Source organism: Marisediminitalea oceani (genome assembly GCF_003731635.1).
GTDB lineage: Bacteria > Pseudomonadota > Gammaproteobacteria > Enterobacterales > Alteromonadaceae > Alteromonas > Alteromonas oceani.
This window is the reverse complement of record NZ_RCUA01000019.1, coordinates 24,822-44,445: the sequence shown is the minus strand read 5'-3', so window position 1 is coordinate 44,445 and position 19,624 is coordinate 24,822. Positions and strand designations below refer to the sequence as shown.

Annotated in this window: 20 protein-coding genes; 10 read left to right on the top strand and 10 right to left on the bottom strand. The window is 50.8% G+C overall.

Annotated features, from left to right (window positions below; genetic code table 11):
• Positions 1-15 precede the first annotated feature (15 nt).
• From D9T21_RS06695 to D9T21_RS06685, 3 genes are read right to left on the bottom strand one after another with little or no spacing between them, the layout of a single operon-like run.
• The gene (locus D9T21_RS06695; protein ID WP_123324271.1) at positions 16-780 is read right to left on the bottom strand and encodes an ABC transporter ATP-binding protein; all 765 of its coding nucleotides are present in this window, start codon (positions 778-780) and stop codon (positions 16-18) included.
• Positions 777-1,745 carry a FecCD family ABC transporter permease gene (locus D9T21_RS06690; RefSeq protein ID WP_123324270.1) on the bottom strand — a complete coding sequence of 323 codons (969 nt, stop codon included), beginning with the start codon at positions 1,743-1,745 and terminating at the stop codon, positions 777-779. Before D9T21_RS06690 ends, D9T21_RS06695 begins: the two co-directional genes overlap by 4 nt.
• Positions 1,745-2,209, bottom strand: coding sequence for a low molecular weight protein-tyrosine-phosphatase (locus D9T21_RS06685; protein WP_123324269.1), 465 nt, complete (start codon positions 2,207-2,209; stop codon positions 1,745-1,747). Before D9T21_RS06685 ends, D9T21_RS06690 begins: the two co-directional genes overlap by 1 nt.
• 154 nt (positions 2,210-2,363) lie before the next feature.
• Here D9T21_RS06685 and pepE point away from each other — a divergent pair, with 154 nt between their 5' ends.
• Positions 2,364-3,077 (top strand): dipeptidase PepE, encoded by a 714-nt coding sequence (pepE, locus tag D9T21_RS06680; protein WP_123324268.1) that lies wholly within the window; start codon positions 2,364-2,366, stop codon positions 3,075-3,077.
• Here pepE and bioD read toward each other — a convergent pair.
• The 4 genes from bioD to bioB are packed head-to-tail and all read right to left on the bottom strand — an operon-like array spanning position 3,070 to position 6,788.
• A complete protein-coding gene (gene bioD / locus D9T21_RS06675; RefSeq protein WP_206427240.1) occupies positions 3,070-3,735 on the bottom strand; it encodes a dethiobiotin synthase in 666 nt (221 codons plus the stop codon). The two genes, pepE and bioD, sit on opposite strands and share 8 nt — an antisense overlap.
• Entirely contained in the window at positions 3,732-4,532 is an 801-nt protein-coding gene (locus tag D9T21_RS06670; protein WP_123324280.1) for a methyltransferase domain-containing protein, read from the bottom strand. Before D9T21_RS06670 ends, bioD begins: the two co-directional genes overlap by 4 nt.
• Positions 4,519-5,694, bottom strand: coding sequence for an aminotransferase class I/II-fold pyridoxal phosphate-dependent enzyme (locus D9T21_RS06665; RefSeq protein WP_123324266.1), 1,176 nt, complete (start codon positions 5,692-5,694; stop codon positions 4,519-4,521). Before D9T21_RS06665 ends, D9T21_RS06670 begins: the two co-directional genes overlap by 14 nt.
• Positions 5,694-6,788: a biotin synthase BioB gene (gene bioB / locus D9T21_RS06660; protein ID WP_123324265.1), complete on the bottom strand. Its 1,095-nt coding sequence runs from the start codon at positions 6,786-6,788 to the stop codon at positions 5,694-5,696. The genes D9T21_RS06665 and bioB overlap by 1 nt, the downstream gene beginning before the upstream one ends.
• Positions 6,789-6,826: 38 nt before the next feature.
• Here bioB and bioA point away from each other — a divergent pair, with 38 nt between their 5' ends.
• The 3 genes from bioA to D9T21_RS06645 all read left to right on the top strand — a co-directional run bounded on the left by bioA (position 6,827) and on the right by D9T21_RS06645 (position 9,144).
• The gene (gene bioA / locus D9T21_RS06655; protein WP_123324264.1) at positions 6,827-8,164 is read left to right on the top strand and encodes an adenosylmethionine--8-amino-7-oxononanoate transaminase; all 1,338 of its coding nucleotides are present in this window, start codon (positions 6,827-6,829) and stop codon (positions 8,162-8,164) included.
• Between the two features lie 22 nt (positions 8,165-8,186).
• Positions 8,187-8,702: a DUF2937 family protein gene (locus D9T21_RS06650; protein ID WP_105933471.1), complete on the top strand. Its 516-nt coding sequence runs from the start codon at positions 8,187-8,189 to the stop codon at positions 8,700-8,702.
• A gap of 154 nt (positions 8,703-8,856) precedes the next feature.
• On the top strand, positions 8,857-9,144 hold the full coding sequence (locus tag D9T21_RS06645) for a hypothetical protein (protein WP_105933470.1): 288 nt from the start codon (positions 8,857-8,859) through the stop codon (positions 9,142-9,144).
• Here D9T21_RS06645 and D9T21_RS06640 read toward each other — a convergent pair.
• Both D9T21_RS06640 and D9T21_RS06635 read right to left on the bottom strand, forming a co-directional pair.
• Complete coding sequence (locus tag D9T21_RS06640) at positions 9,112-10,287, bottom strand: GNAT family N-acetyltransferase/peptidase C39 family protein (RefSeq protein WP_123324263.1); 1,176 nt, start codon at positions 10,285-10,287, stop codon at positions 9,112-9,114. The genes D9T21_RS06645 and D9T21_RS06640 overlap by 33 nt on opposite strands.
• Complete coding sequence (locus D9T21_RS06635) at positions 10,284-11,735, bottom strand: RimK family protein (protein WP_123324262.1); 1,452 nt, start codon at positions 11,733-11,735, stop codon at positions 10,284-10,286. Before D9T21_RS06635 ends, D9T21_RS06640 begins: the two co-directional genes overlap by 4 nt.
• Positions 11,736-11,980: 245 nt before the next feature.
• Here D9T21_RS06635 and D9T21_RS06630 point away from each other — a divergent pair, with 245 nt between their 5' ends.
• Complete coding sequence (locus D9T21_RS06630) at positions 11,981-12,955, top strand: calcium/sodium antiporter (RefSeq protein ID WP_105933467.1); 975 nt, start codon at positions 11,981-11,983, stop codon at positions 12,953-12,955.
• Between the two features lie 23 nt (positions 12,956-12,978).
• Here D9T21_RS06630 and D9T21_RS06625 read toward each other — a convergent pair whose 3' ends face one another.
• A complete protein-coding gene (locus tag D9T21_RS06625) occupies positions 12,979-13,368 on the bottom strand; it encodes a hypothetical protein (RefSeq protein WP_123324261.1) in 390 nt (129 codons plus the stop codon).
• Between the two features lie 241 nt (positions 13,369-13,609).
• On the opposite strand from D9T21_RS06625, the gene asnS reads away from it, so the two are divergent.
• From asnS to D9T21_RS06600, 5 genes are all read left to right on the top strand, one after another.
• Positions 13,610-15,007, top strand: a complete 1,398-nt coding sequence (gene asnS, locus D9T21_RS06620; protein WP_105933465.1) for an asparagine--tRNA ligase — start codon at positions 13,610-13,612, stop codon at positions 15,005-15,007.
• Between the two features lie 114 nt (positions 15,008-15,121).
• The gene (locus D9T21_RS06615) at positions 15,122-16,267 is read left to right on the top strand and encodes a paraquat-inducible protein A (RefSeq protein ID WP_105933464.1); all 1,146 of its coding nucleotides are present in this window, start codon (positions 15,122-15,124) and stop codon (positions 16,265-16,267) included.
• Entirely contained in the window at positions 16,264-17,907 is a 1,644-nt protein-coding gene (gene pqiB, locus D9T21_RS06610) for an intermembrane transport protein PqiB (RefSeq protein WP_105933463.1), read from the top strand. The genes D9T21_RS06615 and pqiB overlap by 4 nt, the downstream gene beginning before the upstream one ends.
• Positions 17,904-18,485 carry a PqiC family protein gene (locus D9T21_RS06605; protein WP_105933462.1) on the top strand — a complete coding sequence of 194 codons (582 nt, stop codon included), beginning with the start codon at positions 17,904-17,906 and terminating at the stop codon, positions 18,483-18,485. Before pqiB ends, D9T21_RS06605 begins: the two co-directional genes overlap by 4 nt.
• Complete coding sequence (locus D9T21_RS06600; RefSeq protein ID WP_105933461.1) at positions 18,469-19,596, top strand: GGDEF domain-containing protein; 1,128 nt, start codon at positions 18,469-18,471, stop codon at positions 19,594-19,596. The genes D9T21_RS06605 and D9T21_RS06600 overlap by 17 nt, the downstream gene beginning before the upstream one ends.
• Positions 19,597-19,624 lie beyond the last annotated feature (28 nt).

Genomic DNA, 19,624 nt, shown 5'->3' with positions numbered 1-19,624 from the left:
AAAACGACTAATCCTTTAAAAGCCAGTTGCATGTCGTACGGGAATAAAATGCCGCTGCTCATCCTTAAACAGGCATTCAAACTGACAATCAAAGGTTAACCACAGGTTAGACAGGGTGAGTACATCTCTGGTAGGTCCGTATGCAAGCATTTGCCCTGCCTTTGCTAACAATACCGTATCGGCAAAGGTGTTAGCAATATTGATATCATGACAGCTCATAATTATTTGATTACCGACCTTCGCCAGCGCACTGAGCCATTGCATCAACACTGTCTGGTGACGAATATCCACTCCCTGGAGTGGCTCGTCGAGTACTATAATAGCATTACCGGATTTAATAGCTGGCCACACCTGTAACAACGCGCGGCTGATCATAATACGTTGCAACTCACCACCAGACATGCGGCTAACCGGTTTATCCAGCAAATCAGCAATATCCAGTTTACGGATCAACTCACCGGGAATGTCGCTGCTCAGGCAAGGACTTAAAAATTGCAGGCATTCGCGACCGGTTAGTTCAAACTGAATACTGTGCTGCTGAGCAACAAAACAGCGATGGCCGGATAGCACCGCGAGCGGCGTTGCATAAACATCGGTTTGCCCCCAGTGTACCTTACCCTGTTCCGGTTCTATCAGGCCAGCCAGCACCAGCAACAACGATGATTTACCTGCACCATTGGCCCCCAACAGGCAGGTGATGCCCGGTTGCGTAATAGTCACCGAGATATTGTCCAGGCGCTGTTCCAGGGAAATGTTCTCAAGCTTAACTGGCAGATTCATTTAAACTGCCCTTTAAGCAAGGCATACAGCAGTAGCGGGCCGCCCAGCGACGCGGTAACCATGGAAACCGGCAAGGATGCATAGGGCAGCAAATCCGAGAACAACGCCACCAGCAATAACATTACGCCGCCACACAATGCACTGGCGGGCAAAACCACCCGGTTATCAAACCCCATCAGTAAACGAACGTAATGAGGCACCAGCAACCCTAAAAAGGCAATAGAGCCGGCAATAGCAACCGCCGCCCCCACCGCCAGGGCGCAGGCTATAAGCACAACCTTACTCTCGTGAGTCGGGTCGATGCCTGCACTGCGCGCCGTCAGTTCGCCGTTATAGAGATAATTCAGGGTCTTGCCTTTTGAGATAATGAGCAAGCAACTGCCTGCTATCAGTGGCGCGCTCCATAGGAGGATCCAGCCGTCGGCCTGATGCAGACTGCCCATCACCCAGAACGTAAGATTACGCATCGACTGCGCGTCGGCGAACAAATAAAGCCAGCCCATTACAGCGCTGGTTAAGGTGGTAATTGCGATACCAGCGAGGATCACCGCTGTGTTAAGCCCTCGCAAGCGCGTAGAGAGGCGATAGATAACCGCGGTCGATAGCAACGCGCCGGCAAAACAGGCCAGTGGCATGCTGTAATGCAGGGTACTGACCATCCACTCTGGCATCAGGATCAACACTAATGCCGCCATCAGGCTGGCGCCGCTGGCGATACCTATGATCCCCGGGTCGGCCAGCGGATTGCGTAACACCACCTGTAAGGCCGCCCCACTCACACACAGTGCCGCGCCCACCACAGTTGCCGTGATTGCCAGTGGCAATTGTAAATTAACCAGAATGTACCAGCGAGTCTCGGCGGTAGTATCCGCCTGCCACCAGACACTGGCGAGCAATGCTGAAAAACACAACAGCAATACAATACCCAGTGCACCAAGAGTCCATTTGGAGGCAGGGGCCGACATTAATTTCTGAGCGCCCTGATCAAGCCGTCCGAAGCTTCCTCAATTAAGCCAAGCACCAGCTCAAAGCCTTTTTTGCCGCCGTAATACGGATCTGGTACTTCTTCATTTTCGTAACCGGCAAAGTCCAGCATCAGGCGAATTTTATGATGATGTTCCGGATCGCTCATCTCGCGCAGGTTTTCAAGGTTGCTCTGGTCCATGGCCAGGATCAGATCGAAGGTTTCAAAATCGGTGTCACTCACCCGACGGCACTTCAATCCTTTAAAACTATAACCTCGCTCCTGCCCAGCGGCTTGCGAGCGTTTGTCTGGCGGGCTACCAGTGTGGTAACCATGAGTACCGGCTGAATCAATGGTCAGTTTAAGTCCGGCCTCATCAGCCTTATGACGGAATACCGCCTCAGCCGTGGGCGAGCGGCAAATATTGCCAAGACAGACAAATAAAACAGCTTTGGGTGATGTCATGGTAATTCCTATCTTTACGTCAGTATTCTTAGCCTGCAACTATCCCGGCCTGCTGGCAATGCGACTTACCCCACCGGTTCGAGCGTGGTATTGTACTTATCATTAGCGATGAACACTATGCTAAAACCCACGAAAAAAACAAAGAGAAAGATTAATGCCGACAGAAACTAAGCCACACGTGCTAATGCTATCCAGTTCCCGAATGGGCGACGAAGAATATCTGGCCCATGCCCGCGATATGATTTCACACCACCTGGGTGAAGAGCAGGACGTCCTGTTCATTCCGTTTGCCGGGGTAACGCTGGGCTGGGATGATTATGTAGAAAAAGTTCGCGAGGCCCTGCCACAGCTCAACATTACTGGTATCCATACCTGCGACGACCCTCAGCAGGCAATCACCTCTGCTAAAGCGGTACTGGTTGGTGGTGGGAATACCTTTAACTTACTCAATGAACTGTATAAGCAGTCACTGATAGAGCCTTTGCAGCGCCAGGTAAGCCAGGGCGTGCCTTACATCGGCTGGAGCGCGGGCAGTAATATTTGCGGCAACAGTATCCGCACTACCAATGATATGCCGATTATTGAACCGCCCTCTTTTGCTGCGCTTGACTTTGTCCACTGCCAGTTAAATCCGCACTATACCGATTATCAGCCGCCCGGACATAATGGCGAAACCCGGGACGACCGGTTATTTGAGTTCACCCGCTTAAATCCCCAAACACCTGTGTTGGCTATCCGGGAAGGCACTGCCCTGCAATATACTGAAGGACGGCTTACTTTGTTGGGTGAGCTGGAAGGATTTTGTTTCAGCGGCGATGATAAAACCCCCATCGCGCCGGGCCAGGATTTAACCAACTATATCAGTTAAAGAGCTCGCCCAGTGCAGCAAAATCCGGCGCTGACTGATAGGGAATAGTCGCCAGACGCGGCGCCGGCATAAGTTGCTCGAGCGTCGCCAGATTTTCTTCAAAATAAGGCATGTCGGGAGTCAACGTATTCGCCACCCAGCCTTTAATATTAAGTCCGTCAGCCTTTACGGCTTCGGCGGTCAGTAACGCGTGATTCAGGCAGCCAAGACGCATCCCTACGACAATTATCACATCAAGCTGGAGGGCTTTTACCACGTCACTTAAAAAGCGTTGATTGCCAATGGGTAAACGCCAGCCACCAGCACCTTCCATCAGCAGCACATCAGCTTGCTTGTTAAGCAGATGCTTGTAGCCACTTTTAATCACGGCTTCACTAAGTGGCTGACTGGCAAGCTCGGCGGCAATATGCGGCGCTATTGCCGGCTCCAGCGCCACCGGATTTACCTCTTTCAGCGTTAACTCAACATTCGATGCCTGCTGTAAGGCCAGCGCATCTTCGTTTTGCCACTGGCCGTTGTACCATTCACAGCCCGCTGCCACAGGCTTGTAGCCTATGGCTCGCTTGCCGGCCATTACCGCGGCTTTAAGTAACATTGCGCTTACGTAGGTCTTACCTACTTCGGTATCAGTGCCGGTAACGAAAAAAGCCTGGGTCACAGTGGTTTCTCCAGCGTCAGATGTAATACGGTATAAGTGTTGGTTAACTGCCCCTGATCGTTGCGTGGCATGGCTGCTTCAAGTTGGTTTAGCGCTTTACGGGTGAGCCCCTGACGCTTAGCGCCCTGTGCACTACTGCCAGCGCCAACGCCTTTGATTGAGCGCAGCAGTTGCCAAAGCCCATCAAACTCATCGCTGTATTCAACAAGTTCATGTGCACCATAGTTCAAACCGGTCTGGCTCAGCGCAGCAAGCCAATCGCTGGCAGTGAACAGCTCGTTAATTTGCAGCGATACCCCGGCAGCGCGACTTGCCCGGCGTAATTCAGCAAAAGAACCGTCCACCATAATCGCTAATTCAGCGCGTCCACCATGGTGCAAAACCCGGGATATTTCAGCGAGAGCGGCTTGCGGACAACGACACCACTGCAGAGCCATGGAAGAAAACACCATATCAAAGGCGGCGCTCTGCCAGGGCAGTTGTTCGGCATCGCCCTGCACAAAATGGATAGCAGGGTAATTTCGCTGAGCCTGCTCGACCATGCCTACGGCCAAATCGAGCCCGGCAGTCGCAGTGGCTATGAGGCTTAAATGCTGAGTGTGACGGCCGGTGCCACAGCCAATATCCAGCGCCTTGTTTACAGGCTTTTGGGGTACACGGGCAAGCGCTGCTGCGGCTATCCGCGCCTGAATATTGGCTATCTCATCATACTGACCGGCGGCGCCACTGAAACGTTTGGCCACATCGTCTTTTTCAGTCGCCTGTTGCACAGTTGTGCGCGGTTCAATCAGGGCCATGTTGTAACTCCTGACGCACCAGAGTCAGTCCGTCTACCAGAGCGTCTATGTCCTGGCTGGTGTGCACGGCACTCAGTGTAATGCGCAGCCGATCCGACCCTTTCGGTACCGTTGGATGACGCATGGCCGGCACCCATAGCCCCCTTTCAGACAATGCTTTGGAATACTGGCGGGCCAGTTCTGGTTCACCCACAATTAACGGTTGAATGGCGCTTTCTGAGTCGAGTAGTGTCAGGCCTTCCTGCCTGGCGCGCTGTCTAAAATAGGCAATATTGCCATGCAGCTGCTCGCGCTGGGAGCCAGTGGTCACGCAGTTCAGCGCGTAAATGGTAGCGACCGCCTGGGCCGGCGGAAAGGCCGTAGAATAGATATAGTGACGGGCATAATTAACCAGATAATCAATCAGGCTGTGGCTACCCGCCACAAAAGCACCGGCAGTACCCACGGCTTTGCCGAAGGTACCCATAACAATTTGACAATCCTGCTGCTTGAGGCCAAAGGTTTCCACCGAGCCCAGACCGTTATCGCCGGTAACACCAAAAGCATGGGCATCATCCAGCATCAGCCAGCTATCGGACTGCTTGGCGCAACTAACCAAAGCGTTAACATCAGGGCTGTCACCATCCATACTGAACACCCCTTCTGAGGCAATCAGTCGGTTTGACCCTTCGCTCTTAGTCAACAGAGTTTTAAGGTGAGCAGTATCGTTATGGGCAAAGCGGCGCAGGTTGCCCTGACTGGCAAGCGCCCCTTCAATAAACGACGCGTGCATAAATTTATCGGCAATAATCTCACCGGTCGAGGCAAATAACGCCTGACATACGGCCTGATTGGCAGCAAAGCCGGAATTGAATAACAGCACCGCATCGTAGCCCAACGCTTCAGCCAGCATAAGTTCGAGCTCACGGTGAGCCACGCTGTAACCTGTTACCAAGGGAGAAGCACCGCTGCCGGCACCAAATTGCGCCAGTCCTTCAACCCAGGCCTGTAATACGCCCTGATCGTGACGCAGTCCTAAGTAATCATTGCTGCCGAAGTTAAGATAATGCTTACCATCAACGGCAATTACGCCATCCCGCTCATAGTCGATGGCGGTGCGCTGGCGGTAATAGCCCTGCTGCTGGCGCTCAGTTAACTGCGTATCAATAAAATCAAAGGCCATTATGCAGACTCGGTTTGACCTTTTTCGGTGGCGTCATAAAATAGTTCTGACTGCGGAGCATTTTGTTGTTCGATAGCTTCCTCGAGCGCCAATTGGTGCGCTTCGTCAGAATACTCCCGGGTACGCTCAGAATTAATGCCCAGCTTCTTAAATAACACCACGTCCTCGTGCGTATCCGGATTTGAAGTGGTGAGCAGCTTACAACCATAAAAAATGGAATTGGCACCGGCCATAAAACACAGCGCCTGCATTTGCTCATTCATTTGTTCACGACCCGCCGACAGGCGAACATGGGACTTGGGCATCATGATACGCGCTACCGCAATAGTACGGATAAAATCAAAGGGTTCCATATCATCCAGTTTGTCCAGCGGCGTGCCATCAACCTTAACCAGCATGTTAATCGGCACACTCTGAGGCTGCTCCGGCAAATTGGCCAGCTGAATAAGCAGCGATGCGCGGTCGGACAGTGTTTCGCCCATGCCGACAATGCCACCCGAGCACACATTCATCCCCGCCTCGCGGACATTTTGCAGGGTATCGAGGCGATCCTGGTAGGTACGGGTGGTAATAATATCGCCATAAAATTCCGGCGAGGTATCCAGATTATGGTTATAGTAATCCAAACCAGCTTGTTTGAGGGCAACCGCCTGGTCGCGGGTTAACATACCGAGCGTCATGCAGGTTTCCAGCCCCATCGCCTTCACCTCGGCGACCATTTGGGTAAGGTAAGGCATATCGCGCTCTTTAGGGTTACGCCAGGCCGCGCCCATACAAAAACGAGTAGAGCCGGTTTGTTTAGCTTCTTTGGCGCGTTCAATGACCTTTTCGATTTCCAGCAGACGTTCTTTTTCAAGGCCGGTATCATAGCGGGCGCTTTGTGGGCAGTATTTGCAATCTTCCGGGCACGCGCCGGTTTTGATTGATAACAGTGTGCTCACCTGCACCTGATTAGGGTCGAAATGCTGACGATGAACCACCTGGGCTTTAAATAACAAATCGTTGAAGGGCATCGCATACAATGCCTCCACTTCTTCCCGGGTCCAGTCATGTCGAACGACCGCTTCAGTGCTATTATGTTGTGATGCCAGCATCGCCTATCCTTTACTCTTATTGTCTGGTCGCTTAGTCTATGCGGCAGCAAAGACTTGTCAACCAAATTAACTTTTTAAACTTTACTATTGTGCATAATTTAACCAACAAAGAATTTGACCAACAACATATCTGGCATCCTTATACTTCAGCCATCGATCCCTTGCCTTGTTTTGAGGTCAGTGGCGCCAGTGGTGCCGAGATTAGCCTGGCCTCGGGAGAAACCCTGGTTGACGGTATGTCCAGTTGGTGGGCCGCTATCCACGGATACAATCACCCGGCACTCAATGCCGCCGCCCACCAGCAAGTTGATAAGTTTAGCCATGTCATGTTTGGCGGCCTGACCCACGAACCAGCCGTTAATCTGTGCCGGCAGCTGCTAAGCATGGCACCGGCGGGCCTTGAGCGGGTATTTCTGGCTGACTCCGGCTCAGTATCAGTGGAAGTGGCCATTAAAATGGCCGTACAGTACTGGGCGTGTCAGGGCCGACCGGAAAAATCGCGGCTTATTGCGCCCCGCAATGGCTATCACGGCGACACCTTTGCCGCTATGTCGGTTTGTGATCCGGTTAATGGCATGCACAGCCTGTTTACCAACAGCCTAACCAAGCACGTTTTTGCTCCAGCGCCACAGACCCGCTTTGGTCAGGCTTTCAGTGAAGACGACATTCTGCCGCTGGAAGAGCTTTTTGCCCGCCACCACGAAGAGCTGGCGGCGCTGATCCTCGAGCCTGTTGTGCAGGGTGCTGGCGGAATGCGGTTTTATCATCCCGAATATTTACGCCGATGTCGTCAGCTTTGCGATACTTACGATGTGTTACTGATTTGCGATGAAATTGCCACCGGATTCGGTCGCACCGGTAAGCTGTTTGGCTGCGATCATGCCGAGATTAGCCCGGACATTATGTGTGTTGGCAAGGCTCTGACCGGCGGTTACATGACGCTGGCGGCCACGCTGTGTACCGAGGATGTGGCACGCGGTGTTTGTGAAGGTAATCCCGGCGTATTTATGCACGGTCCCACCTTCATGGGTAACCCGCTGGCATGCGCGGTGGCCGGTGCGAGCTTATCACTGATTAATCAGGGTGACTGGCAGGTTCAGGTACAAGGCATAGAAACCCAGCTTAAAGCCGAGCTTTCCCGCTGTAATGAACTTGCCTGCGTGCAGGATGTCAGAATATTAGGTGCTATTGGCGTAGTGGAAACCAAACACCCGGTAGATATGAAACGTTTACAGCCTTTGTTTGTAAAAAATGGCGTGTGGATCCGACCATTTGGCAAGCTGGTGTATATTATGCCCCCCTACGTCATTTCATCTGAGCATCTCAGCCGCTTAAGTGATGCCATCTATCACTGCCTGAGCCACACTTACGGTTAAGACATTAAGGAGCGCGCAATCAATGATTATCCTGCGATTAATCGACAAGATAGTGTTTGCCGCGCTACTCATCCTGATGCTACAGGTGCCGATTGTCACCGACCATTATGTGCAATATCTCAACGGCTATGTGGATGCCACCCAGGCCGAGGTAGATCATTATCAGCAATTGGCCGACACCTACGGTTACACCGATATCAACGCTATGCTCACTGCCCTGCAGGCCAATCAGGACGCGCTGGTGCGTGACGATGCAAGGCACAAACAAACCGTGTTGCTGGCACATAAAGAGGCTCAGCAAGCCCTGAATAACCTGCGCACCAGCAACTATTTTGAGCAAGCCTGGTATTTTGCTCAACCTGCCCAGTACCAGCGACTCGGTCAGGTGTTAAACCTCTACCAGCCATCTTTGCCACTCAAACCGCAGGCCGTTGGCTCTGCACTGATTACCTCTCTTAGCCTGTATTTACTGCTTTGGCTACCGGTAGCCTGGCTTCGCCATCGACGCAAAAAGCACCGTCAGGTCTTCAGCCATTAACTTTTTTATACCTGAGTGCTTATTCAGGTATCAAAATTGCTACCTGATCATCATGGTATACACCTTTTATTTACAATTTATCGATTAATATTTATCCAGTATCGCGAAACGCCCCACTTTCAAGGGCCATGCGATTGAAGTGAGGAAAATAACCATGACAGATACACCGAAAAATCAGACATTAATTACTGGCCAACTGTTGCAAATCAGAGACAAACTGATGGCCAAGCGTCACCTTATCCCTGCCTCATTCCAGGCAGAGTGGGATTCTCTGGCCGAGAAAACCGAAATGTTCGATCCGGCCAACCAGGGTCAGTTAAGCCACGCAGGTAATCAGATGGTCACCAAGCGTTCGGCTTTCAAAGGCACAGTTAATGATTTACTGCAGTTAGTTGAAGCTATGCGGAATTTAAACCGCCAGATCAAAATCACTGCACATTAGTTCGCCGCTCCCCAGTTCCGGGAGCCGCCGCCGTAACACAATCGCGGCCTGAACCCGGCGCTTGCCATAGCTGGTCATGCGCTGGAAGTCTTCCCGGGCAACGGGCACGTGCTGGTAATCGAGATATCGTGATACGGCCGTGTCGGTATCAGGGTCCGGATCGTGAATATACACGCAGTGTTCATCGGTCCCGGTGAGCACTACCCAGTGGGGCGCTTTAGAGCGGTCCAGCCGATAGGTACTGATTAAACACATCAGTGCACTATGCGGTGTATTGGCTTCCTTATCCAGAATATCCAGCCAGTTACTGTAGAATACCGGTACCTGACGAGCTTCGGCTTCTACCACAAACTGTTGCTCAACGATGGCCAGGGTCTGGCGCTTGTGCTCATTGCGTACGCCGTCGACAAATAGTGGCCCTTCGTGACTTAAATACACTTTGACATCAAAGCCCCTCTCCATGGCTGACATTGCTAAACCTAATGGGTGCGTGCCTGCCGGCCCGCTGGTCATGTAAACGGTATTCGATTCACGCCAGATAGCGAACTCTTCAGCCTGGGATAACCGCACCGACGGGTCAATCATAGCCATCGCCATCATCAGACTGGCTGGCCCACAGGTAAATGCCGTGGATTGCTGATACCAGGGGCATAACCTGTGCTGAATATCCGGTGTATCCAGCGGCAATGCTTTTTGCATGCGGATGGCGGTGGCGTCATCTTCATAGTAGTGGGGAGTCACCGCGAACGACTCAAACCCCAACCGTGTATAGAGTCTGATGGCCGACGCATTGTGCTCAGCCACTTCCAGCCGCATATATCGTTTGCCGCGTTTACTTGCGCGTTTTTCCAGATACCCAATAATAGCTTCTGCCATCCCCTGCCCGCGCGCTTGTGGCGCAACAGCCAGCGAATATAAGCGGGTTAGCAACGTACCACGCCGGACTAAAAGTAATCCATAACCCACCAGCTCACCTTCGGCATCGGCCACCACCATCTCAGCATTGCTGCTGTGCAGGTAATGTCGGAAGCTGCGACGACTAAGCCTGTCAGCACTGAAACAATTATTTTCCAGCGCCAGCAGCGCAGCCAGATCGCTGTTATGCGCAGGCCTTAACAACCAGGGCGAATGTTCGGCGTTCATGCCTGGCGCCCCCGGCGTTCAAGGCGGCTGACGAATTCCTGCATGATCAGCAAGTATAATTCGTTGCCCAGGTATTTATCTTCAATGCCGGCATCAATATTGGGATTGTCGTTCACTTCAATCACATAAACTTTATTACCCCGTTGTTTTATGTCCACGCCGTACAGCCCTTTCCCCGCTACATCAGCCGCCGCAATCGCCGCCTTGAGTACCTGTTTAGGCACTTCGAAGGTTGGCATGGTAACGAAGTCACCCGAGTCTGATTTACCATCTGCGTGGTTATAAATCTGCCAGTGATTACGCGCCATAAAATACTTACAGGCATATATTGGCCGGCCACCAAGCATGCCTATGCGCCAGTCAAACTCCGTAAAAATGTACTCCTGGGCCAGCACTAACGCGGAGGCTTCAAGCATCTTAGCGAGTTTGTCTTGCAAGGCAGCCAGAGTTTCCACTTTATATACGCCTTTGGAGAAGGAGCTCTCCGGTAGCTTTAAAATAATTGGCAACTGCAATGTATCTATTAAAGCCTCACACGTAGTTAATTCTGCATCGGTCACAAACTGGCTCTTTGGTGCAGGCACCTTGTGATAACTAAAAGCATCCTGCAGGAAAATCTTATTGCAACAACGCAATATGGACTGACTGTCGTCCATTACCACCACGCCTTCACGCTCCGCAGCGCGAGCCAGGCGGTAAGTCTGATGGTCAATCGCAGTGGTTTCGCGAATAAACAGGGCATCGTACTGCGCCACGTCACCAATGGTCTCTGCGGTTACCACTTCGGCATGGAAGCCCGCTTTGCCAGCCGCTTTAACAAACTGGGCTATGGCTTTTTTGTCACTGGGTGGCGTTGATTCCTGCGGGTCGACCAGAATCGCCATGTCCCAGCGGGATTGTTTGTTCTTTGCTGAAGTGCGCCATTGCTGCTGAGTAAACTGACTCAGTCGCTCAACGAAGCTGCTTTGCAGCGCCTCCGGGATCGCATTAAAACCTACCGATACGCAGGCAACAGTGGCCTGCTCCTGACGAACGGTGAGCTTCAACAGCGGACTTGGATAACGACCAAAAGCAGAGGCGGCAATACGTTTCAGACGGCTGTCTTCCGTTTTACCAAAGCACACAAAAAACTCACCGCCAAGGCTTTCGATAATGGCCTTTTCCTGAGGTTTAATGACCAGCGACTGACCTTCCTGTCCGGCTTTAACCAGGCGTAAATCATTAATGGTATTTACACTGGGGATCACCCGGTGCTGCCGGGCTTCTGCAAGCAATGAACAGTAATAACCGTTACTCAGGTATTGGTCTGTGTCACAGAGGTTAATAACCCGCGTTTTCGGTTCGTTCCATTTTGGATAATCCGACAGATATTGCTCAAAACTCAAAACGGTTAATGAGGGTACGTCCAGCGTGATGTGTTGATTTGCCACAATCAGAGTGTGATGCATGAAAAGTTGAATGTCCTTACACGAACGTTCGCAGACAATCGGCCCTATTGCCAGATCGCTGCCAGCGTTGATTTATTGCGCTATAGTACTGGTAAGCGAGTCGCGCGAATAACGGATTATTTTTATCGTTACGACCTGTTTTGTTTCTGCTGCGACTGATGTATTTGCAATGTGAAAGGGTTATGCTCTATTCTGCGCCTACCCCGGTACCATTGGTTGGTGCACAGGTTGTTCAAGGAGATTATATGTTGTTAGCGAGTGTCGCTATTCTCGTCGGGTTACCCTTATTATTGTGGAGTGCAGATAAGTTTGTTGGAGGCGCTGCGGTTGTTGCCAAACATTTTGGCCTGTCGCCAATTCTTATCGGGATGCTGATCATTGGCTTTGGCACCTCAGCGCCAGAGATCATCGTGTCGATTATTGCCGCAATGGAACAAAGTTCAGGCATCGCACTGGGTAACGCGTACGGCTCCAACATCGCTAACATCGCACTAATTCTTGGTATTACGGCGCTTATCAGCCCGATAGCGGTTCGCTCTCAAATTATCCGTAAAGAACTGCCTATCATGCTGGGCCTGACCTTCTTTGCAGCCTGGCAGGTGCTCGATTTACAAGTGTCAAAAGATGACGCTTTTTCCCTGCTCGGCCTGTTTATTCTGTTGATCTCCTGGAGTATCTGGACAGGTATGAGCGGCGACAAAGACGCCCTCGCCGCAGAATACGATGAAGAGCTTAATCTTGCCGATACTAACCTTAAGAAGGAGACTCTGTGGCTGGTAATAGGGCTTATCATTCTGGTAGCCAGCTCCAGATTATTAGTATGGGGCGCGGTGGAAGTTGCGACCTACTTTGGTGTTAGTGATGTGGTTATTGGTTTAACCATTATTGCCATTGGCACGTCCTTACCGGAACTGGCTTCTTCACTGGTTGCGGTGAAAAAAGGCGAACACGACCTTGCGCTTGGCAACGTGATTGGCTCCAACATGTTTAATACCCTGGCGGTTGTCGGCATTGCCGGGGTCATTCACCCCATGGAAGTCAGCTCAGACTTCCTCTATCGCGACGTCCTGTTTATGCTGGTGGCGTCGGTTGCTTTGTTTATTTTCTGTATTGGCCTTAAGGGGCCTGGTCGCCTGAACAGGCTGGAAGGTGGTGTGTTTGTAGCCGCATACGCAGGTTACACCTGGTATTTAATTAACAGTAGCTTTATCGGCGGCTAGTAATAATTGCTGGCAGCGCTGGCTCATGACAGCGCTGCAGCATTAAGGGTAACCAGGCTCAATGAGCTGATCCCGGCCAGAATAAATAAGTTAACACCATAACGGTCGCTTTTACGGCGGTTGCGGCGCGAACGCAAAAACATGGTGACTAAGCTGGTTACCAGACAAGCCTGCAGTAACATTACCAGCGCATCGATATATTCAGCAGACCAGCTGGTGCGCCCTTCAATTCCCCAGAACTGTTGCACACCGGAAACCATTTCCGGCCGGGCGAAATGAAATAAAATTAAGCAAATAAGCAGCGATAACCAGGCGAGGGAATTTAAGGTAACAACCACCTTGTAATAAGTATCCTGCTCGCGGGATTTCTTCCTGCGTTCCTGACCAAATTTTTGCACTTGTTTCGTTGTCATTTACATCTGTATCGCTAGTATCCTCAAAGCGATTGAGTATACTAGCGCCTGTTTGGCTAAAGAGACTACCACACTGCTTATTATTCAAGCAGGCAACGGATGAAAAACGGCATTTTTACCGCTCTTGTACTTAATATCGGCCAACACGCCATTTTGTTTAATGAATCTGGATGCAATCACGCTTAGCCTATGCGATGATTTGCGATTAAATAAAGACACACTTTGATTGGAGAAAGTAACCATGACACACGCCCCCGTAGTTGACGTACTGGCTGGTAAGTACGCGGTTGGCGAATCGGTAACGGTAAAAGGCTGGGTTCGTACCCGTCGCGATTCAAAAGCAGGCCTTTCATTTATTGCTTTGCATGATGGCAGTTGTTTCGACCCAGTACAGGTCATTGCACTCAATACCTTACCCAATTATGCCGATATTCAACGTTTAACGGCAGGCTGTTCACTGGTGGTTACCGCGAATGTAAAAGCCTCAGAAGGCAAGGGCCAGGCACTGGAACTGGACGCCACGGCAGTGGAAATTGTTGGCTGGGTGGAGAACCCGGATACGTATCCTATGGCTGCTAAGCGCCATTCCATCGAATATCTGCGCGAACACGCCCACTTACGCGCCCGCACCAACGTTATTGGTGCTGTAACGCGTATTCGTAACTGTTTGTCACAGGCGATTCACCGCTTTTTCCATGAACAGGGCTATTTCTGGATCAGCACGCCAATTATTACTGCCAGCGATACTGAAGGTGCGGGCGAATTATTCCGCGTTTCAACGCTGGATATGATGAACATCCCAAAAACCGACAAAGGCGATGTGGACTACAGCGAAGACTTTTTCGGGCGCGAAGCTTACCTGACCGTATCCGGCCAGTTGAACGGTGAAACCTACGCCTGTGCCATGTCTAAAATCTATACCTTCGGACCAACGTTCAGGGCAGAGAACAGCAACACGTCCCGTCACCTGGCTGAGTTCTGGATGATAGAGCCGGAAGTGGCCTTTGCCGACCTGAACGATATCGCCCAGTTATCAGAAGACATGCTGAAATATGTATGCAAAGCGGTTCTGGAAGAACGTGCCGATGATATGGCATTTTTTGCCCAGCGCATTAACAAAGATGCTATCACCCGTCTGGAAAAACTCATCAGCAGCGACTTCGTACGCATGGATTATACCGATGCGATTACCATTTTAGAGAACTGTGGCAAAGACTTCGAGTTCCCGGTGAGCTGGGGTATTGACTTATCCAGTGAACACGAGCGCTATCTGGCTGAAGAGCATGTTGGTGCGCCAATTATCATGCAAAACTACCCGAAAGACATTAAAGCCTTTTACATGCGCTTAAATGACGACGGTAAAACCGTGGCGGCGATGGACGTCCTGGCCCCGGGTATCGGTGAAATCATTGGTGGTTCACAGCGTGAAGAGCGTCTTGATGTGTTCGATAACCGCCTGGAAGAAATGGGCCTGAGCAAGGAAGACTATGGCTGGTATCGCGACCTGCGTCGCTACGGTACCGTACCCCACTCTGGTTTTGGCTTAGGTTTTGAACGCCTGGTAGCCTATGTGACCGGCATGCAAAACGTGCGCGACGTTATTCCGTTCCCACGTACTCCGGGTAACGCCAGCTACTAAGTGACTGGTTCCTACCGGTTATTTGAATACTCACGGGGCGCTTTAAGCGCCCCGTTCTATTTTAAGTCGCCAGTGTTTAGGTTAAGCTAACTAAAACACTTTTCGACGCCCGTGATGTCAGCGCCTCCTCTATGTAATATCACCTGCCCTCAGTGCGAAGCCAATGTTAACGTACCGGCTTTGCAGAATAAACAGCGTGCTGTATGCCCGCGCTGCGGTTATACACTGAGTATTTACCACCGCAATGATATGCCCGCGTCGCTGGCCTTATCGCTGTCAGCGATGATTTTTTTAGTGCTGTCGTTACCTTTTAACTTTCTCTCTTTCAGAGCCAACGGGCAGCAAAACAGTATCGATTTACCAGGTGGTCTGAATGTGCTGGTGGAGCAGGATTATGTCACTCTGGCGGTGATCACCGGCATGGCTACTCTGGTACTGCCAGGGCTGGTGCTGACGGGCTTAATTATCCTGCTCAGTTGCCGTTTACTGACCACACCAAGCCCCTGGATGAAAACCCTGCTGCGCTGGGTAGAATGGCTGATGCCCTGGAGCATGGCGGAAATTTTTCTGCTCGGTACTCTGGTGAGTCTGATCAAAATAACTTCATTGGCTGATATCGCTATCGGCCTGTCCTTTTATGCCTTTGTGCTGTTCAGTGTTTGTATGAGTGCAGCGCTGTTTTATTTTGACGATACCCGCCTCAAGCTATGGCTGCACAATGGTGAATTACCACAAGTAACCCCCCTTACACCGCATGTGGCGAGCCTGAGTATTCAGCGAACCTGGGCATTGCTGTTTACGGCGTTAATCCTGTATATTCCAGCTAATGCACTGCCCATAATGAGCACAGAGCTTTTTGGCAGTTCAGAGCCCAATACCATTATGGGCGGCGTGATATCGTTATGGGAGTCGGGTTCTTACCCGGTCGCCATGGTGATATTTGTCGCCAGTATTGTTATTCCGGTGGCCAAACTGGTGGTACTCGCCAGATTAACTTACGCCGTACAATTTAAAGAACTGACGAATCCCGGCAGGCAAATCCGCTACTACCGGTTTATCGAATTTATTGGCCGCTGGTCGATGATAGACGTATTCGTGGTGGCTATACTTGTAGCACTTATCCAGCTTGGCAGTACCCTGGCGATTCACCCTGGCCCTGCAGCGCTGGCATTTTGTGCACTGGTTTTTATTACCATGCTGGCCGCGATGACATTTGACTCCCGCTTAATCTGGCAGCAAAGGAAAGACTCAGATTTATGACCGATGATGCAGCAGTAAAACCCACAACGCGAATATCCAAAGTCTGGGTAATTCCGATTATTGCGTTATTGATTGGCGCCTGGATGGTGTATTACCAGTGGCAAAATCAGGGCCCACTGATCACCATCGATATGAGTTCCGCCAGTGGCATCGAGGTCAACAAAACACCAATTAAAATCCGCGATCTGGATGTTGGCCAGGTAAAAAAAATCGAACTCAAGCCCGAGCTTGATGGGGTCACCGTAACTGCCCGACTGGAAAAAAGCGCAGCCCGGCTGCTCAATGAAAATACCCGTTTCTGGGTAGTAGCACCGCGGGTATCTTTTTCTGAGGTGTCTGGTCTCAACACGTTACTTTCCGGCAGCTTTATCGCAATGACCGCCGAAGCCGGGCAAACCGAACAGGATCATTTTACCGCGCTGGAACGCCCGCCGGTTACGCCACCGGGTACACCTGGTTTACACGTAGAGTTACGCAGCGATACCGACGATTTAACTTATAAGCCCGGCGATACCATCATTTACAAAGGCTTTAAGGTTGGCGAGTTCGAGGAAGTCCATTTTGATGTTGAGCAAGGCCGTATAACCTACCGGGCATTTATTCATGCCCCCTATCACAAGTTAATCGATGAAAACACACGGTTCTGGAACGTTAGTGGGGTAAAATTGCAGCTGGCTTCTAACGGCCTCACAATCCAGACCGGTAGTCTGGAAACTTTACTGGCCAACGGTGTGACTTTTGGTAACCCCCAGGGCGATACCAAAGGCCAACCTATCGATGATAACGCTGAATTTGTAATTTATGGCGACTATAACGCTGCCGCAGATGAACGCTTTCGTTATGCTGCACAATACGTGCTGCTCATCGACGAAAGCGTGCGCGGGCTTACCGTGGGTGCGCCAGTGGAATACCGTGGCCTGCAAATCGGTAAAGTCGCCGCGATTAACTCCAATAACATGGACATCGGCAGCTTACTGGATGATGAGTATCCTATTCCGGTATTAATTAATATTTATCCGGGTAAAGCGCGCCTGGAAGACAGCGAAGAAGGACTGGCCTTTTTACGCGACCGCCTGGGCCGCTGGATCCGTAAAGATCTCAGAGCCACGTTACGCATGGGTAACTTTATAACCGGTGGCTTATTTGTTGATTTACAGCATGTAGACCAGCCAGAAACGGCATCACTGCTATCAGTGAATGACATAGACGTTATTCCCACCGTCTCCAGTGAGTTTACTCAGCTGACCCAAAAAGCCGACGCCATTTTAGATAAAATCAACGCATTACCGCTGGAAACCCTGATTGCAGATATTACCGCCGTAATAGAAACCCTCAACGCTGCCGCCGAATCGGTGAATGAGACCAGTGACAATTTCGACGAAACCATCGCGGCGCTCGACACGGAAGCACTGAACGATCAGATCCAGCACAGTTTAAAAGCCTTTGAGGGTCTCCTGCAGCACTATTCAGAGGGCGGGTTAAGTAAAGCGGAAATCGCCAATACCGTAGACTCATTACAAGAAACGCTCAGGGCCATTCAACCACTGCTGATGCAACTTAATAAAACCCCGAATGGCCTGATTTTCTCAGATAATGCCGAGATAGATATTCAGCCTCAGGCGCAGGAGCAAGACCAATGAAAAAGTGGATAGCAGGCATTGCAGTGCTGTGGTTAGCAGGCTGCAGCAGTAAGCCAATCGGTTTAAATTATTATATGCTGCACGAGCCAACGCTGGTGGCCGCGGAGTCGAGTACCGATATCAGCAACCAGCCCACGATTTTTTTACGCTCGCTGAGTGCACCGGATTATTTAAAGCAACGTAACCTCAGTTTACAGCTCAGCGACAGCGAAATACATTTCGCGCCAAAGCACGTTTGGGCAGAGCCCTTTGACCGTGACTTTAAGATGGCGTTTAGCGAATCCTTGTCTGTGAAGCATAAAATGCGTCTTCGAGTGCAAAGCAAGTGGACAAATCCTGCCCAACCGGAGTACATTTTAGATATACAGCTGGACGACTTTATTCCAACCTATGATGGCAGACTGGTTCTGAAAGGAAAATTCAGGCTGGAAACAGACGGAGCGCCACCGCAGATTGTCCGGTTTAATTACTGGCTGCCACTCAACAAGGATGGTTTTGCGTTTTCAGTATCGCAGATGCGACTGCTGATCGATAAATTAACCAACGATGTTGTAACCAGAGTTGAAGCAGGCAGATAACCCTTACATCATTTTTACTAAGCTATTCGATAGCCTTATCACCAGTGGCTGCCGCCCCGGCCATGACGAAGACACTAATCGCAAGATAGTCGTTATCAACCTGTTCGCGATAGTGGGCATGTCCATCACGCTGGTACTGGGAATCAAAGCCCTTTTCAACGAACAGCTTACTCTTGGCATTGTGTTGCTGTCATCGGCGACCCTGTTTGGCCTGTGTAAAGGGGTGTTGCTGCACAGTAAGTTAAAAAACAATCATATTATTGCCCCTACCCTGCTGGTACTCTGCCTGCTTAGTCTGATGCTGTATCTGGTCATATTCGGTGGCGTGGCTGGCACCGGCCCGCTATGGATTTTTGTGCTGCCCCCGGTCGCCATGTTTTTTGCCGGGGTATTCTGGGGGATTATTACCGTTGGCCTGTTTATCGCGCTGTGCGCGGTCATTCTGTTCACCCCCGGTGATGCGCTGCTGATCGCCAGTTATACGCACGAATTTAAAGTGCGTTTGTTGTTGTCTTTCGCCACCGTGACCTTTTTATCGGCCTTTTACGAGCACAGCCGGCAAACCAGCTTTATCATCATTCGCGATATCAGTGAAAAATTTGAACGACAGGCATTATATGACGCGCTGACCAACCTGCCTAACCGGCGCGGCATTCAGAAGTTTATCGATCACGAGATAAACCGCGCTAAACGGCAGCAGGAACAACTAACCCTTATTCTGTGTGATATTGATCGGTTTAAACAGGTCAATGATAACTACGGCCATGATGGTGGGGACATTGCGCTTAAGCATGTTGCTGACCTGTTTAAGGAGGTCATCAGGGAACAGGATGGCGTGGCACGCTGGGGCGGCGAAGAATTTCTGTTTGTTCTGCCTACCACCAATGAGAGCAATGGCGTGGTACTGGCTGAGAAAATCCGCGAAACAATTCAAGCAACGCCGGTACAAATCAAAAACACCTCACTGACAATTACCGCCAGCTTTGGTGTGGCGCAAATTCACCTGGAAAATGGTCTTAACAATGCCCTTTCACTGGCAGACAAGGCACTTTACCGGGCCAAAGAAAAGGGTCGCAATAAGGTGCTAAGTGCGTCATCATTAACACCTTAAAACGATAGGCTTTCGCAGTATCACTTTT

Coding starts and splice junctions, on each gene's coding strand:
- D9T21_RS06695 (WP_123324271.1), bottom strand. CDS start 780: ATGAATCTGCCAGTTAAGCTTGAGAACATTTCCCTGGAACAGCGCCTG.
- D9T21_RS06690 (WP_123324270.1), bottom strand. CDS start 1,745: ATGTCGGCCCCTGCCTCCAAATGGACTCTTGGTGCACTGGGTATTGTA.
- D9T21_RS06685 (WP_123324269.1), bottom strand. CDS start 2,209: ATGACATCACCCAAAGCTGTTTTATTTGTCTGTCTTGGCAATATTTGC.
- pepE (WP_123324268.1), top strand. CDS start 2,364: ATGCCGACAGAAACTAAGCCACACGTGCTAATGCTATCCAGTTCCCGA.
- D9T21_RS06670 (WP_123324280.1), bottom strand. CDS start 4,532: ATGGCCCTGATTGAACCGCGCACAACTGTGCAACAGGCGACTGAAAAA.
- D9T21_RS06665 (WP_123324266.1), bottom strand. CDS start 5,694: ATGGCCTTTGATTTTATTGATACGCAGTTAACTGAGCGCCAGCAGCAG.
- bioB (WP_123324265.1), bottom strand. CDS start 6,788: ATGCTGGCATCACAACATAATAGCACTGAAGCGGTCGTTCGACATGAC.
- bioA (WP_123324264.1), top strand. CDS start 6,827: ATGCGGCAGCAAAGACTTGTCAACCAAATTAACTTTTTAAACTTTACT.
- D9T21_RS06650 (WP_105933471.1), top strand. CDS start 8,187: ATGATTATCCTGCGATTAATCGACAAGATAGTGTTTGCCGCGCTACTC.
- D9T21_RS06645 (WP_105933470.1), top strand. CDS start 8,857: ATGACAGATACACCGAAAAATCAGACATTAATTACTGGCCAACTGTTG.
- D9T21_RS06640 (WP_123324263.1), bottom strand. CDS start 10,287: ATGAACGCCGAACATTCGCCCTGGTTGTTAAGGCCTGCGCATAACAGC.
- D9T21_RS06635 (WP_123324262.1), bottom strand. CDS start 11,735: ATGCATCACACTCTGATTGTGGCAAATCAACACATCACGCTGGACGTA.
- D9T21_RS06630 (WP_105933467.1), top strand. CDS start 11,981: ATGTTGTTAGCGAGTGTCGCTATTCTCGTCGGGTTACCCTTATTATTG.
- D9T21_RS06625 (WP_123324261.1), bottom strand. CDS start 13,368: ATGACAACGAAACAAGTGCAAAAATTTGGTCAGGAACGCAGGAAGAAA.
- asnS (WP_105933465.1), top strand. CDS start 13,610: ATGACACACGCCCCCGTAGTTGACGTACTGGCTGGTAAGTACGCGGTT.
- D9T21_RS06615 (WP_105933464.1), top strand. CDS start 15,122: ATGTCAGCGCCTCCTCTATGTAATATCACCTGCCCTCAGTGCGAAGCC.
- pqiB (WP_105933463.1), top strand. CDS start 16,264: ATGACCGATGATGCAGCAGTAAAACCCACAACGCGAATATCCAAAGTC.
- D9T21_RS06605 (WP_105933462.1), top strand. CDS start 17,904: ATGAAAAAGTGGATAGCAGGCATTGCAGTGCTGTGGTTAGCAGGCTGC.